Source organism: Pseudoalteromonas sp. NFXS39 (assembly GCF_040148775.1).
GTDB classification, from domain to species: Bacteria; Pseudomonadota; Gammaproteobacteria; order Enterobacterales; family Alteromonadaceae; genus Pseudoalteromonas; species Pseudoalteromonas apostichopi.
The window spans coordinates 97,866-115,630 of sequence record NZ_JAGDEC010000008.1; the positions used below are offsets into that span (position 1 = coordinate 97,866).

Annotated in this window: 14 protein-coding genes; 3 read left to right on the top strand and 11 right to left on the bottom strand. The window is 41.1% G+C overall.

Features of this window, described 5'->3' with window-relative positions; genetic code table 11:
- The first annotated feature begins 20 nt into the window (after nt 1-20).
- The gene (locus J3455_RS15400) at nt 21-2,876 is read left to right on the top strand and encodes a valine--tRNA ligase (RefSeq protein WP_130049617.1); all 2,856 of its coding nucleotides are present in this window, start codon (nt 21-23) and stop codon (nt 2,874-2,876) included.
- A gap of 114 nt (nt 2,877-2,990) precedes the next feature.
- On the opposite strand, the gene J3455_RS15405 is transcribed toward J3455_RS15400, so the two are convergent.
- On the bottom strand, nt 2,991-4,268 hold the full coding sequence (locus J3455_RS15405) for an outer membrane protein transport protein (protein WP_130049618.1): 1,278 nt from the start codon (nt 4,266-4,268) through the stop codon (nt 2,991-2,993).
- Nucleotides 4,269-4,604: 336 nt separating this feature from the next.
- On the opposite strand from J3455_RS15405, the gene J3455_RS15410 reads away from it, so the two are divergent.
- Nucleotides 4,605-4,928: a hypothetical protein gene (locus tag J3455_RS15410; protein WP_130049619.1), complete on the top strand. Its 324-nt coding sequence runs from the start codon at nt 4,605-4,607 to the stop codon at nt 4,926-4,928.
- Here the strand turns inward: J3455_RS15410 and J3455_RS15415 are convergent.
- The 3 genes from J3455_RS15415 to J3455_RS15425 all read right to left on the bottom strand — a co-directional run bounded on the left by J3455_RS15415 (nt 4,888) and on the right by J3455_RS15425 (nt 7,316).
- On the bottom strand, nt 4,888-6,105 hold the full coding sequence (locus J3455_RS15415; RefSeq protein ID WP_167658181.1) for a cyclic di-GMP phosphodiesterase: 1,218 nt from the start codon (nt 6,103-6,105) through the stop codon (nt 4,888-4,890). The two genes, J3455_RS15410 and J3455_RS15415, sit on opposite strands and share 41 nt — an antisense overlap.
- A gap of 189 nt (nt 6,106-6,294) precedes the next feature.
- Nucleotides 6,295-6,630, bottom strand: coding sequence for a ribonuclease E inhibitor RraB (gene rraB, locus J3455_RS15420; RefSeq protein WP_167658182.1), 336 nt, complete (start codon nt 6,628-6,630; stop codon nt 6,295-6,297).
- Nucleotides 6,630-7,316, bottom strand: a complete 687-nt coding sequence (locus J3455_RS15425) for a 1-acylglycerol-3-phosphate O-acyltransferase (protein WP_130052197.1) — start codon at nt 7,314-7,316, stop codon at nt 6,630-6,632. Before J3455_RS15425 ends, rraB begins: the two co-directional genes overlap by 1 nt.
- Before the next feature lie 299 nt (nt 7,317-7,615).
- Between J3455_RS15425 and J3455_RS15430 the strand changes: the two genes are divergently transcribed.
- A complete protein-coding gene (locus J3455_RS15430; protein WP_349562012.1) occupies nt 7,616-9,931 on the top strand; it encodes a M66 family metalloprotease in 2,316 nt (771 codons plus the stop codon).
- Nucleotides 9,932-9,963: 32 nt separating this feature from the next.
- On the opposite strand, the gene parC is transcribed toward J3455_RS15430, so the two are convergent.
- The 7 genes from parC to J3455_RS15465 are packed head-to-tail and all read right to left on the bottom strand — an operon-like array spanning nt 9,964 to nt 17,762.
- Nucleotides 9,964-12,261, bottom strand: a complete 2,298-nt coding sequence (parC, locus tag J3455_RS15435; protein ID WP_349562013.1) for a DNA topoisomerase IV subunit A — start codon at nt 12,259-12,261, stop codon at nt 9,964-9,966.
- Nucleotides 12,262-12,271: 10 nt separating this feature from the next.
- Entirely contained in the window at nt 12,272-13,372 is a 1,101-nt protein-coding gene (locus tag J3455_RS15440) for a PQQ-dependent sugar dehydrogenase (RefSeq protein ID WP_130049624.1), read from the bottom strand.
- A gap of 52 nt (nt 13,373-13,424) precedes the next feature.
- Entirely contained in the window at nt 13,425-15,314 is a 1,890-nt protein-coding gene (gene parE / locus J3455_RS15445) for a DNA topoisomerase IV subunit B (protein ID WP_130049625.1), read from the bottom strand.
- 33 nt (nt 15,315-15,347) lie between these two features.
- Entirely contained in the window at nt 15,348-15,908 is a 561-nt protein-coding gene (locus J3455_RS15450; protein ID WP_130049626.1) for a YqiA/YcfP family alpha/beta fold hydrolase, read from the bottom strand.
- Nucleotides 15,893-16,675 carry a metallophosphoesterase gene (locus tag J3455_RS15455; protein ID WP_239976850.1) on the bottom strand — a complete coding sequence of 261 codons (783 nt, stop codon included), beginning with the start codon at nt 16,673-16,675 and terminating at the stop codon, nt 15,893-15,895. Before J3455_RS15455 ends, J3455_RS15450 begins: the two co-directional genes overlap by 16 nt.
- Nucleotides 16,662-17,120 carry a DUF1249 domain-containing protein gene (locus tag J3455_RS15460; protein WP_130049628.1) on the bottom strand — a complete coding sequence of 153 codons (459 nt, stop codon included), beginning with the start codon at nt 17,118-17,120 and terminating at the stop codon, nt 16,662-16,664. Before J3455_RS15460 ends, J3455_RS15455 begins: the two co-directional genes overlap by 14 nt.
- A gap of 9 nt (nt 17,121-17,129) precedes the next feature.
- Nucleotides 17,130-17,762: an NUDIX domain-containing protein gene (locus J3455_RS15465; RefSeq protein ID WP_130049629.1), complete on the bottom strand. Its 633-nt coding sequence runs from the start codon at nt 17,760-17,762 to the stop codon at nt 17,130-17,132.
- Nucleotides 17,763-17,765: the final 3 nt, after the last annotated feature.

A 17,765-nucleotide genomic window follows, 5' to 3' on the forward strand; every position in this document is an offset into this window, starting at 1 on the left:
TTTATTTAAGGTTCTGTGTAATGGATAAAACCTATAATCCGCAAGATATTGAACAGTCTTTATACCAAGGCTGGGAAGAAAATGGCTACTTTAAACCGTCTGGCCAAGGTGACGCATACTCAATTATGATCCCGCCACCAAACGTCACGGGTAGCTTACACATGGGCCACGCGTTCCAAGATACCATCATGGATACGCTAACGCGCTTAAAGCGTATGCAAGGCAACAACACATTATGGCAAGTAGGTACTGACCACGCGGGTATCGCAACACAAATGCTTGTTGAGCGTAAACTTGCTGCTGAAGAAGGTAAAACACGTCACGACTTAGGCCGTGATGCATTTATCGATAAAATCTGGGAATGGAAAAACCACTCTGGCGGCACGATCACTAAACAATTACGTCGTTTAGGCGCTTCTGTAGATTGGGACCGTGAGCGTTTCACTATGGATGAAGGCCTTTCTGAAGCCGTAAAGGAAGTATTTGTACGTCTTCACAAAGAAGATTTAATTTACCGTGGTAAGCGCCTAGTTAACTGGGATCCTAAACTACACACAGCGATTTCTGATCTTGAAGTTGAAAACAAAGACAAACAAGGTCACATGTGGAACCTACGTTACCCACTTGCTGATGGCGTAAAAACCAAAGATGGTAAAGACTACATCATTGTTGCGACAACACGTCCTGAAACAATGTTAGGTGATTCAGGTGTTGCTGTTAACCCTGATGATGAGCGTTACCAAGACCTAATCGGAAAAGAAATTTTACTGCCTATCGTAAACCGTCGTATTCCAATTGTTGCCGATGAGCATGCAGACATGGAAAAAGGCACAGGTTGTGTGAAAATCACGCCTGCCCACGACTTTAACGATAACGAAGTGGGTAAACGTCACCAACTACCAATGATCAACATCTTCAATAAAGATGCTGCTGTATTAAGCGAAGGCGAAAGCTACACATTCGACGGTAAAGAGCTTGAGTTAGATGCGCCAATTCCAGAGCGTTTACACGGCCTTGACCGCTTTGATGCTCGCAAAGCAATCGTTGCTGAATTTGAAGAACTTGGCCTACTAGAAAAAATCGAAGATCACAGCCTAACGGTACCTTACGGTGACCGTTCTGGCGTAGTAATTGAGCCACTTCTTACAGACCAATGGTATGTTCGCGTAGCACCTCTAGCAGAGCCTGCGAAAGAAGCAGTTAAAAATGGCGATATTAAATTTGTACCTCAACAATACGAGAACATGTACTTTTCGTGGATGAACGACGTACAAGATTGGTGTATTTCACGTCAGCTTTGGTGGGGTCACCGCATTCCTGCTTGGTACGACAACGAAGGTAACGTATACGTTGGTCGTGACGAAGCTGAAGTACGCCGCGATAACAACCTTGCTGATGATGTTGCACTTAAACAAGACGAAGACGTTTTAGATACTTGGTTCTCATCTGCGCTTTGGACTTTCTCAACGCAAGGCTGGCCGGCAAACACTGATGATTTAAAAACTTTCCACCCGTCTGACGTATTGGTAACAGGTTTCGACATCATCTTCTTCTGGGTTGCTCGTATGATCATGATGACCATGCACTTCATCAAAGATGAAGACGGCAAGCCACAAGTACCATTTAAAACCGTTTACGTAACTGGCCTTATCCGTGATGAAAACGGCGATAAGATGTCTAAGTCGAAAGGTAACGTACTTGATCCTATCGATATGATTGACGGTATCGACCTTGAAAGCCTGGTTGAAAAGCGCACTGGTAACATGATGCAGCCACAACTAGCGAAGAAGATTGAGAAAAATACCCGTAAAACATTCGAAAATGGTATTGAAGCACACGGTACAGACGCACTGCGTTTCACCCTTGCGGCAATGGCTTCAACGGGTCGTGATATCAACTGGGATATGAATCGTCTTGAAGGTTACCGTAACTTCTGTAACAAACTATGGAACGCGAGCCGTTACGTATTAATGAATACAGAAGAGCAAGACTGTGGCTTCGCTACAGATGCTGAAAAACAGTACTCACTAGCTGATCGTTGGATTTTAGGCCAATTTGAAGCAACTGTTAAAACCTATACTGAGCATCTAGAAAACTACCGTTTTGATCTAGCAGCAAACACCATTTATGAGTTCACGTGGAACCAATTCTGTGACTGGTACCTAGAGCTTACTAAACCAGTATTGTTTAAAGGTAACGAAGCACAACAACGTGGTACTCGTCATACCTTAATCACAGTATTAGAAAGCCTACTACGCTTGATGCACCCGTTAATGCCTTACATCACTGAAACGATTTGGCAACGTGTTGCGCCACTTGCAGGTATCGAAACTGCCAACACTAGCATCATGGTTCAAGGTTTCCCTCTTTACAATGAAGCAAATGTTGATAGCCAAGCGATGGCTGACCTAGAGTGGGTTAAGCAATTCATTCTTGCTATTCGTAACATCCGTGGTGAAATGGATATCAGCCCAAGTAAGCCTCTATCTGTATTGCTTGCTAACGCGTCTGATGAAGACAAGCGCCGCTTAACGGAAAACGAAGCATTCTTAGCTTCTCTTGCTAAGCTTGAGGAGTTCACGCTACTTGATAACAAAGACGATGCACCAGCGTGTGCAACTTCGTATGTTGGCAACCTTGAGATCATGATCCCAATGGCTGGCTTAATCGATGTTGAAGCTGAACTTGCTCGTATCGCGAAGCAGCTTGAAAAAGCAGAAAAAGGCTTAGCACAAGTTCAAAACAAGTTAGCTAACGAGAAGTTCGTAAATAACGCACCAGAAGCAGTGCTTGCTAAAGAGCATGCTAAACTGGCTGAATTTACAGATGCGAAAGACAAACTATTAGCGCAAAAAGCGAAAATCGAAAGTCTATAACTTACAAGTAATTAAGCGTGATATAAAATCACGCTTACAAAAAAGCCGCGCTATGACATTGTTATAGCGCGGCTTTTTAATGCTCTGTAGCAGCGACTTTACGTCGCGTCACAATTAAAATTTGTAGTTGTACTGAGCACCAACTAGTACTGCGTGACCTTTTGATTCATATTCCCATGAAACATCTTGGCCTAAAGAAGCCGCTAAGCTGTCTTTTTCTGAGAAGTTCTGTGTTTTACCACGAAGGATACTTACACCTAAATCAACATTTGAGTTTTCACTAAATGCGTAGTTACCACCAAATGAGAACCAAAAACGATCTGTATCAGGGATAGAGATTGAAAGGTGTGATTGGTCTGCTGGCGACTCATCGTAGGCAATACCTGCACGAAGTAAAAGTGCATCGCTGTATTGGTAGTCAGTACCAATAGAGTAACGCATTGAATCAGAGAAGTTCTCTGCTTTAGAGAATACTGGCGTTTCTTGGCTTGGTGTATAAGCTTCTAACTTTTGGAAGCTGTCCCAACCAGTCCATAAGATGCTGTAATGTACACCAAGCTTCTTATCAATTTGGTGTGAACCTGAGAACTCAGCAATTGCTGGTAAAGTTAATTTTAACTCACCAGGTACTACAGTACCCGCTAAGCCGCCAACAGCTGCTGGAAGTTGGTTTGAGTACTCACCTTCAAAGTCGATATCAGTTTCGCTACGGTAGTTAAAACCAAAACGACTGTTTTCGTCTAACTGATACATTGCACCAATATTCCAACCAAAGCCGTAGTCGTCACCTTCAAGGTGAGCGATTTGCGTGCTAGCTGGTAAACCAAACGGGTTAGTACCTGCATTACGAACAACTTTAGCATCTGCATAAACATAGTTTAAGCCAAGGCCTAGACTGAACTGTTCATTAATTTTGTATGAAGCGCTTGCATTCATGTTAATTGTAACGATTTCAGTTTCACCTGCGATAGAACCCGCTGCGTAATCGTCTTTAAATTCAGTTGAAAGACCGAAGTTTGAAAAAGCACCAAAGCCTAAAGACACTTTGTCGTTTAAAGGCATAGTGAAGTATCCTGCAGGTATAAATGCAGATGGAGCGATACTATCATCATCGATAGAGCTTTTATCTAAGCCGTACGCAGCACTTTCACCTTTTAAGCTTACATCTGGAATTACCGCAATACCTGCAACTGAAATTTGCTTGTCTTTGAATAAAGACATAAGTGCAGGGTTACGAGCAACAACAGACGCGTCATCAGCAACAGCTGCTTCACCAGCATATGCACGACCTAAACCTGATACGTTTTGCTCAGCTAATTGGAAAGCTGCAGCAAAGCTGTCAGCAGAAACAACAGCAAGTGATGCTGCAATAAGTGTTTTAGTGAACTTCATAAATCTGTGTCCTCTTGCAAACTTGTGCGAAAGCTAATCCAACAACGAGGGCAACCTATTAGTTAAGCATAAAAGATTAGCGCTGTATGTTGGTATTAGATGTTTTATTCTAATAATTACAAACTTTCGAACATTACCTTAATTAAGATCAAAAAACTGTAATTTTTCGTTAGAATTAGGTAAAAAACCGACATTTTAACAACAAGATAACAACTTATTAAAACTCATCAGAGGTCTGATTACAAAAACACCAAGTGATAGTAGTTATCATTTGCATTGACATCTATTTCACGTCCTATTAGACTAAAAATAAAGGTTTTTCTGTAGAGCTTGAGTATGGAAATCGCATTGATTATTGCAGCACTGATGTTATGCGGTGTCAGCGTTCATTATTTTTGTAAAGCAAACTATTGCGCTTGTACTAAAGCAGGTGATTGCGATAACCCAGTTAATCACTATTGGCTAGGTGCTATGCTGAGTGCTGTTTTATCGCTTCTATTCTGTTGCGTGGCCTTACATGTGGAAAAGGGCTCTTTGCTTTGGTTGGTATTAATGACAAGTTGTTTTAGTGGTGCATTTATATCAGCAAAACGCAGCGCCAAAAAACGCTGTATTAAGTCTAAACAAGCAGATGCTCTTTTAACAAACGAGCCAAATTAAGCTGATAATCTAATGGTTTGATGCTAGCCATAATTTTTAGTTCTTTTTCTACGCTTAGATCGACATCTTTAGCTGTAATATGGTGCTTGTGCTTAGCATTATAGAAAACCTTTATCTTTGGCTTAATAGGATTTTCGTGGTTACCTTCCATAACTAGCGCTAAGCGCTCATTGTTTAACTTAACGATTGTGCCAACTGGATGCACACCCAAGCATTTAATAAAACGTTGTACTAATTCAGAATCAAACAATTGTTTATTAGCAAGTAAATAACGCAGAGCTGAGATTGGCTCTTCACCCATTTGATGAGGTCTATCTGCAGTCATCGCATCATAAACATCAACAATGGCCATCATTCGTGCTGCGCGACTAAGCTTTTCAGCAGCAATACCACGTGGGTAACCTGTACCATCTAAACGCTCATGGTGATTTACTATCATATCGAGCATTAATGGTGTAATGCCCTTTTCACCTTTTACTAAGCCAAGGCTCTGTGCCACATGCTTTTTAACAACTTGCATTTCATTGTCATTCAAAGCGCTTGGTTTAGATAGTACACCTTGTGGCATTTTCGCTTGACCGATATCGTGCATCAATGCACCCATTGCCAGCTCTTTAATTGTCTTTTCTTTGTAGCCTAAATACTTGGCAAACACACTCACCAAAATCGCGGTGTTGATCATGTGCCGCCAGTTATAAATATGCTTATCTTTGAGGCGAGTTAAAATAGTTAATGCATTGTGATTACGAAATACCGAGCTGACTATATCAACGGCGATATCATCAAGCACCGATACATTCATTTTCAAACCCGATGTAATATCAGAGTAGAAACTTTGCAGTTTTCGGCTATGTTGTTCGTAATGCACGCTGGCTTTTAGAAACTCTTGTTGAACCGTGATCCCTTGCGGTGATCCATTAGCTGCAGGCTTTTGTTCAACTTTTGGTTTAGCTGGTTCAGGTTTTGGTTGGTATTTTTTAGGCAGTGCAACATCGCTTTGTGTAAAGTCGATGAGTAGCTCTTCAACCCCCTCAGAGATCAGGCGTTGAATAATTGTTTTATCACGCACTAAACCACGTGTTTTGATCTTAATACTATTTACATGCTCTTGTTGCTTACTGACACTGTCAACAAACATCCCTGGTACAAGTTCGGCAATGGGTAAGGTAATAAGCATATGTGAGCTTAGCGCATAAAAATATCGAGTTTTTTATTATCGCTAATTGATTACAAATGTCTATAGATTGGCTAGCGAATACGAAATAGGTATGAGTTAGAAAGGAGGAAGTTAGAAAGTTTCTAGGGGAAAGTTAGAAAGTAGCAACTCGCTAACTTTATCCCTGAAAGCTGACAGCTCTCTAGCTGTTTATTCCTGAAAGTAAGTACCCCAGCCGTCGTATTCAACACCTGTTTGCTGAGCAAGTGCTTCTAGCTTATCGACATCTTCCATAATAGCTTCTACGTCAAGCTCACACTCAACAACCACGTCAAAGCTCCATACTTTCTCGCCGTCTTCTAGCTCAAGTTCAGCTGGCTCTTCAACATCGTAGCCTAGTTTAAAAGCGGCTAAAGCTGCTTGCTCTAACTTTTCAAAATTTTCGCTAACAAAGTGGTGTTCCACTTCATAAAGTACTTCAGGATCTGAGCCATCTTCAAGTAATGAAGTAACGATGTCTTCAGTAATTTCGCGCCAATTTTCCATTATTTGTTTCTCACTTGAGCATCTAATTCAGTTATTTTAGCAGCCATAATCTGATGAACATGTGAAGCATGGTCACGAGCAGATACGTCTTTATCAAGATAAATCGGCGCTAACATTTCGAGGTAAATTGTACCATTATCCCAGCGATTTAGCTTAATAGTTTTGTGCGTTGTACTCATACAAACTGGCACAACGGGCACATCAGCACTCATTGCTGTGTGAAATGCCCCTGTTTTAAAAGGTAATAAACCACGACCATAGCTTCGTGTGCCCTCAGGAAACATCCAAACAGATAGACCTTTTTGTTTTATTTTCTCAGCTGATTTAGAAATTGTGCCTGCGGCTTTTGAACGATTTGCACGGTCAATCAATATGTTACCCGATAACCAATACAGCTGACCAAAAAACGGGATCCATTTAAGGCTTTTTTTACCAAGGCTTACGCAGTTTTCTGGCACCATAGCCGGTAAAGTGAATAGGTCATAGTTATTTTGATGATTTGCCACATACACAGCAGGGCCTATATTTTTTGGATCATCGTGGTATTTAAGCTCAAGTTTTACACCTAAAATTTTAGCTACCTTGCAAAACCAACCTGAAATAATATGTACATTATTGGTATGAAATGGCTTAACAATACATAAGAGCAAACCAAACACACAGCTTAAAATTATAAATAAAGCCATGAAAATGATGCGAAAAAAAGCTAACAAACGAATTCTCCTCGTACTAAACAGCGCGCATTATAACGTGAAAAGTGCCATAGCCATAGCTTTAAGCGCACATGTGTAAGCCTAAGCAATATATCATCATTTCACTACAAATAATGAGCATAAAAACGACAAACAAACGTGAGAGGCCTCTTTGTATTTACAGATTTTTCTCAAAAAAAATTATGAAGCCTCTTAAAGAGTAATGGCTTTTAAAATGCTAACTTTTTCATACCCCTACCCTATTTATAAACTACAAAAAACGGTAAGTGCTAATGAAAAAAACTCCTATAGTCATAGCGTTACTTGGCTCATTTGCTTTGTGTCACTCCTTTAATGCATCGGCCTTACAGACCAATACATTTAATCAAAACGAGTTTCATAGTGACACAACAGGAAACTTCCCAGCCACGGTCCTTTTTGCACAAAACTCAATTACGCCATCACAAAATGGGGTTGAAGACGACATTCAACCTCACTTGGTAGCCGAACGAAGAACGATGATCATGTTTAAGCCACATGATAAATTGAATAATGATGCAAAAATTATATTAAGCGTACTTGATCACAATAATAGCCTGCTTTACCAAACATATATGCGCTCGCCAGAAAACTTCACTAAACCTTTTGGGTTTGAAGATAGTGACAATCCAATTAGTTATAGTGAAGACACATTTTCAACTATAATCCCCGCATCTGTTGTTAAACCAAATATGCGCCTCTCTTTCCAGTTTGAAGAGAAACAAGGAGAGCTGAAGAACGTTACTGTAGGTGGAAGCTCAAACTTAATCATTAACACAATAGATATTGGTTTACTTACGCCTTATCGTGACAAATTCACATTTCAAAATGATCCAGACTTACATCGACAGTATTTCCAACAAGTCCCGCTCAGTAAATTAACAGTTAATAAGTTCGAGCCGATTCACCTTACTGAAGTAATGTTGCCAAATGGTAACTTACTTACCGACTCAGATCCGAGTAAAGGAGGGGTTTATAGCGGTGATATGCGTCATCAAATCGCAAAAAACTTATTTTCCCACGGTATTAATAACGCTAACTATGGAATTAACGCTTCAGGAATGTCTGGTCCCACTTCACATCCATTCAGTAGTGCACAATTAACCGCTCATAATGCTATCGGTAAATATAGTAATGGTATTTTTGTTCATGGTTTATCCGGAGGGGCTGGAATGGTCACCTTGCGCCGCTCTGAAGGAAATGAGTTTAGCCATGAACTTGGCCATAATTATGGTATGGGACACTACCCTGGTGGTGTAGATGGTGTGTTGCATCGTCCTGCGGATGAACGTAACTCAACTTGGGGTTGGGATGCGGATTTAGATAAATTTATACCTAACTTTTCATCTATAGTAACTTACAAAGACCGTTGCTATAAGGAAACGTGTATTGCGTCTTTTAATGGTCACCAATATGGTAAAGGATCAATGTCTGGTGGTGGACCAATGTATTACGAATTCAATAAATATACGTTACACACTCCATATGAGCTAAATCATATTCAGCGTTTTTTTGAAAGCAAAGCTAATTTTTCTCCAAGTTCAATGACAGGTTTCACAAAATGGAATCCTGTTAGTAAAAAAATGGAACCGTGGAGTAATATTGTAGTAGATACAAATACGAAGAGTAATTTGCAAAGAACACCTTACAAGCAAGATGTTGCCATTACGACTCTGATTGGCTTTTATGATCCCAACAAGCATCTTTCAAGCTTTATCTATCCTGCGCTTCATGGCTCATCTGGTGCGGTGTATAAAGATAACTTTGCAAAGTCTAGCTGCCAATTAATTGTGGTCACTGAAAAAGCAGGTACAAAAACTTTTAATTTGCCTGAGAATCGATTAAATACAGATAAAATGAATAAGTTTCATATCAATATCGAACAGTCTGCCAATCCTGTTTTTGCTTCGATTCACTGTGGTTCAAATATCTTAGCAGCTAAAAATTTAAAACCCGCAAAACAAAATTTAGCAACCTCGATAGTCAGTACATTCGACAAGCCAAAAGCCTGTATTGTTAATATCGAAACAAATGAGGAGTTTTGTCTTGAGGATGGGCAAAAAGTAAGTTCTTTACCTGCATTTGTGCACAAGAAGCCAATTTATGTGAGAGCACCACAAGGTTTGCAAGTCATGTTATCTGATTACACTAATTTGTCTTATAACCGTATAGCTACGTTCAATGGAACTGTTGAACATGAAAAACTTAAAAAAGTACTTGCTAAAAATGGCCATTACCTTGACTTTTCTAAGCCAAGATCAATGCGCGTTTTTAGTTCAAAAGAAGCCTTAGGTTGTATTGTGAGCTTAATAGATCAAAGTGAGTACTGCCTCAGTGCAAATGAACGCTCTGGTTACAAACTACCTTCTTTTATTTATAAACACCCAGTTTATATAAAAGCAGCCCCCGGTGTAGCCGTTGTATTATCAGATTGGCCGAACCTCTCTTATCGACGAACAGCTCAATTTACCGGGCATACAAGTCATCAGGAATTAATGGAAGTAAAAGCTGATAATGGTCATTATCTTAACTTTTCTAAGCCGGCATCAATGAAAGTTATAGCGAATTGATGCAAAAAATAAGGCCCTTTCGGGCCTTATTTTTATTCTGTTACTTCTGAAGTTGGCTCTTCATTATCATCAACTTGTGTAAATTCAATAACAGCTTCATCTACCCGTTGTAGACCACGCGGTAACTTGTTACCTCGCCTACCCCGTTCGCCATGGTAATGCTCAAGATCACTTGGTTTAAGTGTCAGTTTTCGCTTTCCTGCATGTAAGGTTACACTACTGCCTTCTGGTACAACCGCGAGCACTTTTACGAACTCTTCACGAGCTTGTACTTTCGCACTAGGAATAGAAATAATCTTATTTCCTTTACCCTTACTAAGCTTAGGTAGATCGCGCAGTGGGAATAACAACATTCGGCCTTCGTTAGAAATAGCCATACAGTAATCTGTCGCTACATCAGTAACTCTAATTGGCGCGAGTAATTCACCGCCTTTAGGTACGCTAACCAGCGCTTTACCGTTTTTGTTCTTACTCACAAGATCTTTAAAGTCGCTAATAAAGCCGTAACCCGCATCTGAAGCCATTAACAACACTTGGTTATCTTCTGCCATCACCACATGCTCAAAGTTAGCGCCAGAACTTAAATTAAAACGCCCAGTCATAGGCTCACCTTGGCTTCGTGCTGAAGGTAAGCTATGCGCATCAGTCGCAAAAGCACGACCACTTGAGTCAAGGAACACTGCTGGCTGATTACTCTTACCTCGCGCAGAGGCTTTATAGCTGTCGCCTGATTTATAACTTAGTCCTTCAACATCTAAATCATGACCTTTACCGACACGAGCCCAGCCTTTTTCAGATAATACAACGGTGACTGACTCTGAAGGGATAAGATCTTTTTCACTAAGAGCTTTAGCTTCGACACGCTCAACGACTGGCGAGCGACGTTCATCACCGTACATTTCAGCCGCTTCTTGGATTTCTTTTTTCATCAAGGTCGACATACGACGCTCTGAACCAAGAGTTTGCTCTAACTTGTCACGCTCAAGCGCAAGCTCATCTTGCTCACCTTTTATCTTGAACTCTTCAAGTTTTGCTAAATGACGTAGTTTTAACTCTAAAATCGCTTCCGCTTGAATATCAGTTAAACCAAAACGCTTCATTAAAACAGGCTTTGGTTTATCTTCAGTACGGATAATTTCGATGACTTCATCAATGTTTAAAAAAGCCGTTAATAAACCTTCTAAAATATGTAAGCGTGCGAGTACTTTATCTAAACGGTGTTGTAAGCGACGGCGAACTGTTTCGCGGCGGAACGTTAACCACTCTGTTAAGATACTACGTAAATCTTTAACTTGCGGACGACCATCAAGGCCAAGCATGTTTAGGTTTACACGGTAGTTTTTTTCTAAATCTGTGGTTGCAAATAAGTGAGCCATTAATGGCTCAGCTTTAATGCGGTTTGAGCGTGGAACAATTACAATACGGGTTGGATTTTCGTGATCAGATTCGTCACGTAAATCCGCAACCATCGGCAGCTTTTTAGCATTCATTTGAGCTGCTATTTGCTCGAGCACTTTTGCACCTGAACACTGGTGAGGCAGCGCAGTGATCACAATGTCGCCTTGCTCTTCAGTGTAAATTGCACGCATCTTGATAGAGCCACGTCCAGTTTGATAAATCTTACGAATATCGTCTTTCGGTGTGATGATCTCAGCTTCTGTTGGGTAGTCAGGCGCATGCACTAACTCAAGCAACTCTTCGATTTCAGTCTTTGGCTTATCAAGTAATAAACAACAAGCACTGGCAACTTCACGAACATTATGTGGAGGTATATCAGTTGCCATACCCACCGCAATACCGGTTACACCATTAAGTAAGATATGCGGTAAACGCGCAGGCAATACCATTGGCTCATCGAGTGTGCCGTCAAAGTTTGCGGTCCAATCTACGGTGCCTTGACCAAGCTCTTTTAGTAGAACTTCTGAGAACTTAGATAAACGCGCTTCGGTGTAACGCATTGCAGCAAATGACTTAGGATCATCCGCAGCACCCCAGTTACCTTGACCATCCACCAGCGGGTAGCGATAAGAAAACGGCTGTGCCATTAACACCATCGCTTCGTAACAAGCACTATCACCATGCGGGTGGTATTTACCTAGTACATCACCCACGGTACGCGCTGATTTTTTATATTTTGCTTGCGCCGATAACCCCAGTTCGCTCATTGCATAAATGATACGACGCTGTACAGGTTTTAGACCGTCACCTACGTGAGGTAAAGCACGGTCCATAATGACGTACATTGAGTAGTTTAAGTAGGCGTCTTCAGTAAAGCGCCCCATTGTTTGTTGTTCTACGCCTTGCATCAGCAAGGTATCTGTATCACTCATTAACGCTTACCTATTTTTTCTTAGCACTAACACGATAAATCGCGTTAGCAAAGTCGTCTGAGATCAATAAGCTGCCATCTGCAAGCTCTGCAAATGCAACTGGGCGACCAAATGTTTCTTCGTTTTGCATAAAGCCTGTGATGAACGGGGTGTACTTAGTAATACGACCTTGCTCAACATTCGCTAGCATCACTCTATAGCCTGATTTTTTACTGCGGTTCCAAGAGCCATGCTCAGCAACAAACAGCTGTTCTTTGTATTTCGCAGGGAACTGCTTGCCGTTATAAAAATGAATACCCAGTGGTGCAACATGAGCACCTAATGCAAGAGCTGGTGATTTGTAGTCGGCAATACTTTTACCTTTACCAAACTCAGGATCTAAAATTGCACCTGCGTGAACATAAGGGAAACCATAATGGGCGCCCTCTTCACCTTCACCAACACGGTTAATTTCACAAGGTGGCATATCATCACCCATCATGTCACGGCCATTGTCACTGAACCAAAATGCATTAGTTGTAGGGTGATAATCAAAACCAACTGAGTTACGAACTCCTTTGGCGATTGTTTTAATTTCTTTTGTATCCACATCTAACGAAAAGATACGACCGTACTTGTCGTCTTCAGCACAAATGTTACATGGCACACCCACAGGCACAATTAGCTCACCCGTTGGCGCAAAACTAATGAACTTCCAACCATGGTGACGATCAGTCGGAAACTTGTCGTAAACCACATCGAATTTTGGATCTTTTAGGTTTTTATCGATGTCTTTAAAGCGAATGATGCGTGACACTTCCGCCACATATAAGTCACCGTCTTTGATTGCTAAACCTGATGGCATTTCAAGACCTGTGGCAATAACCATTTTTCTATCAGCCACACCATCACTGTTGTGATCAATCAGAGCATAAACATTTCCTGCTTTACGGGAACCTGCGTAAACAATGCCTCTTTTTGAAACCGCTATTTGACGCGCATTTTCAACATCATCAGCAAACAGACTAATAGAAAAACCATCAGTAACTGTTAACTTATCAAGAATATCTTTTGCCATTACAGGCGCTGATAACAAGCTCAGCGATAATATTGAGGTCAATATTTTTTTCATTTTTGTCTTGCCCTTTAATTCTTTGCTAGAAACTAGATTGCCACACACTTTATTAAACTTCAGCGCGGTTACCGTGATCTTCTAACCACTGACGGCGGTCTGACGAACGTTTCTTCGCAAGTAACATATCCATCATTTCCATAGTTTGCTCTTCTTCGTCCAAGGTTAATTGCACTAAACGACGTGTATTAGGATCCATGGTCGTTTCGCGTAATTGTAACGGATTCATTTCACCTAACCCTTTGAAGCGTTGAACATTGACTTTACCGCGTTTTTTCTCGGCTTCAATGCGCGCTAAAATACCGTTCTTTTCATCTTCATCAAGGGCGTAATAAACCTCTTTACCAATGTCGATACGAAATAGCGGAGGCATAGCTACGTAAACGTGGCCTTGTTTTATTAGCGATGGAAAGTGACGAACAAACAGCGCACAAAGCAAGGTGGCAATGTGTAATCCATCCGAGTCAGCATCGGCCAAAATACAAATTTTGTTATAACGCAGACCAGATAAATCACTTGAGTCAGGGTCGATACCAAGGGCCACAGAAATATCATGCACCTCTTGTGATGCTAAAATTTGCCCTGACTCAACTTCCCACGTATTTAATATTTTACCACGCAGCGGCATAATTGCTTGGAATTCACGGTCGCGCGCTTGTTTTGCTGAACCACCTGCAGAGTCACCCTCTACTAAAAACAGTTCAGTGCGGTCATTATCTTGAGCGCTACAATCAGTTAATTTACCGGGTAATGCAGGGCCTGAGGTAATGCGCTTACGCACGACTTTTTTAGCAGCACGTAAACGGCGCTGTGCATTTGAGATACATAGCTCAGCTAATAATTCAGCGGTTTCAGTATGTTCGTTTAACCATAAACTGAATGAGTCTTTCACCACACCCGAGACAAACGCAGCACATGAGCGAGATGATAACTTCTCTTTCGTTTGGCCTGCAAACTGCGGGTCTTGCATTTTAACCGACAATACGTAGCTACAACGCTCCCAGATATCATCTGGGGTAAGCTTTACGCCTCGTGGTAATAAGTTTCTGAATTCACAGAATTCACGCATCGCTTCAAGCAAGCCTTGACGCAAGCCATTGACATGCGTACCGCCTTGAGCGGTAGGAATTAAGTTAACATAACTCTCAGCGATCGATTCACCACCTTCTGGTAGCCACACAACAGCCCAGTCAGCGCCTTCTGTTGAGCTTGAAAACTCACCAATAAAAGGTTCTTTTGGTAATACTTCAAAGCCTTTAACTGCTTCAACTAGATAGTCTTTTAAGCCCGTTTCGTAATACCACTCTTGGCTTTCTTTAGTTTGCTTGTTGGTAAACTTAATGCGCAGGCCTGGGCATAATACCGCTTTGGCTTTTAATAAATGATTAAGCTTAGTAAGAGAGAAGTTAGCTGAGTCAAAATAGCTGGCATCTGGCCAAAAACGCACGGTTGTACCTGTGTTACGTTTGCCCACAGTGCCAATCACGTTTAAGTCTTCAACTTTATCGCCGTTTTCAAAGGCCATGCGAAATTGCTGTGCATCACGACGGACGGTAACTTCAACACGAGTCGATAGCGCATTCACAACCGAAATACCTACACCGTGTAAACCACCTGAAAACTGATAGTTTTTATTAGAGAACTTACCACCAGCGTGCAGCTTGGTAAAAATAAGTTCCACACCCGGAATACCCTCTTCTGGGTGTATATCAATTGGCATACCACGGCCATCATCGATAACCTCAAGCGAGTTATCTTCATGAAGGATGACATCTATTTTTGTTGCATGACCTGCCATTGCTTCATCGACACTGTTATCGATAACCTCTTGACCTAAGTGGTTAGGACGAACCGTATCGGTATACATACCTGGGCGGCGTTTTACGGGCTCTAACCCGTTTAAGACTTCAATTGCTTCGGCGTTATAATTTTGCTGACTCATAGTTTTTATATCTTTTATGCGCTTAGCTATGTTTTACGTGATTTTAAGAAAATCTACAATACTTGCAAAGGTTTGTTCGAAGCCGATAAAACTATGATCGCCTCCAAATTCAACGTGTTGCTTACACTGAGAATAATATTTAACCGCCTGCTGAAAAGGCAGTACTTCATCGCCCGTTTGCTGTAACAAATAAATCAATGAAGGGGTGTCTAATTGCGGCAAATATAAACTGCGCAATGCATCCATGTGACGAGTACCAAGTTCATAGTGACTATCTTGATACGGGTTATAATTTTCCCCTAAATAGTTATCGAGTAACTCAAATGGGCGAACCGCAGGATTAATTACCACCGCGGGTATCGAATAACGTTGCGACAAATAGGTCGCATAAAAACCGCCTAATGAACTACCTAGTAATACAGTATCATCATTTAACAGTTGTTCTAATTGTAAAATTGCATGTAACGGCTCATGAGTTAGTCGCGGCACCTGATAATCTACATCGAATTGCGCCATATGCTTACCAAAACGAACTGCTTTATAAGATTGCTCAGAGCTATTAAAACCGTGTATATAAATTACTCGTTTAGCCATACTACATCCGTGCTTAACAGTAAATTTTGTTGCCCATCAATGTTTAAGTTGATGAGTCGAAATGCAGGGCCTAAGTCCTCTTGCTGCCATGCCATGGTGTGCTTAGTAAATTGTATCGAACTGGCTGGTGTCGCAAACACGCTGAGATCACGGTAGTTTTGAGTGTACTCATGATGAACATGGCCATGGAACACGCCAATACACTGCTGACTGTTGACACAGGTATTTAAAAACTGCGGACCATTTTCTAACATATGCTTATCTAAGTAAGCCTGAATAGGTAGCGGATTATGATGACAAAACACTACGCTCGGGACTTGTCCTATCGCCTCGCTTAATTCATTTAAATGTGTTTGTGTTACCCAGCCTGCAGGGGTCGAACCTTTTGAGTTTACCAAAAGTAGTTGCCCACCTAAAAAGGTAATACGTTTACTACTTAGAATTTGTGAACTTGTAAGCGCTTCATATTCAAAAAGTTCATCATGATTACCCGGCAGCCAAAATACCGGACAATTGAGCGCTGCGTCTGCTATTAACTTAGCAAAAAGCTGATAAGACTCACTGCTGTGATCTTGTGTTAAATCACCACCAAACACCACACAATCCGCATTTTGCTCAGCAATAGCCTGTAAACAACGCGCAAAATATGCTGCCGTATTCACGCTAAAGTATTCACCACTAGTATCTTTTGATAGATGGCAGTCAGTGATATGAGCGACTTTTAGCGCTGTTTTATCAAAATGGTAGGCATTACTAAACCAAGCCATTGTTTACATCCCAATTTAAAACTGCTCGGCCATTTTCAACACAAGCAATCAGCCAGTCATACAAAAAGGCATTAAGCTGATATTTTTCATCTTTTTGATGCATGTTCGGGTTTGGATAAGCGTAAGAAGGCTTAATACGCTGATGAAAATCATGATGCACAATTTCGGCTACTTTCGCATCATGGTACATACGCACAGTTAAATACAAAGGCTTAACTGAGGCTAAATTACCCGCCTCTTGGCTAATAGAAATATCTGTGGTGTATTTTGCTGTATCGTCAACTTTAACAGCAAAGGTACTATGGCCTAATTGCACCTTTCGCTCCTGACCTACACGACGCTCATGTGGTAATAGTTTAAGCGCACGCACATAGTTATGCTCACACAAAGTTAAATACTTAGGTAAGCTTTGAATATAACGCTGCTGGGCACTGACATACGACAAAATAATCCCCTATGAGTTTTTCCAATCAGACAGTATACGTTGCTTATTCAGTGCTAACCACTGTAATGAGATAACTGTGGCAGCATTGTCTATTTCACCTTGCTCTAAACGTAACATAGCCTCATCGTATGACATTACATGAGTTTTGATATCTTCATCTTCATTATCTAAACCAAAAATTCCACCTTGATACCCAGCTAAGTCAGTGCGTGCTAAATATAAATACAAACGCTCAGTTGTACCACCTGGGCTTGAAAGGTAAGACATCATAAATTCTAGCTCATTAAGCTCAATGCCCGCTTCTTCAAATGCTTCTCGCTTAGCAACATCTTCGTAATCAGTACTGCCATCAGCCATGCCTGCAATACACTCAAGCAACCAAGGTGACTGCTTGGATGCTAACGCACCTATTCGGATTTGCTCGATTAATAAAACTTGGTCGGTCGTAGGGTCATAAGGAAGTACTGCAACAGCATGACCACGTTCTAATATTTCGCGTTTAACTTCTACCGATTTACCACCAGCAAACAATGCATGATGAAAGCGATAAGTATTAATTTTAAAGAAACCATCATAAACACGCTCAATCGGCTTTAACTCTATGTCATCATGGTTAAATTGTGAGATTGCTGATATTTTCATTCA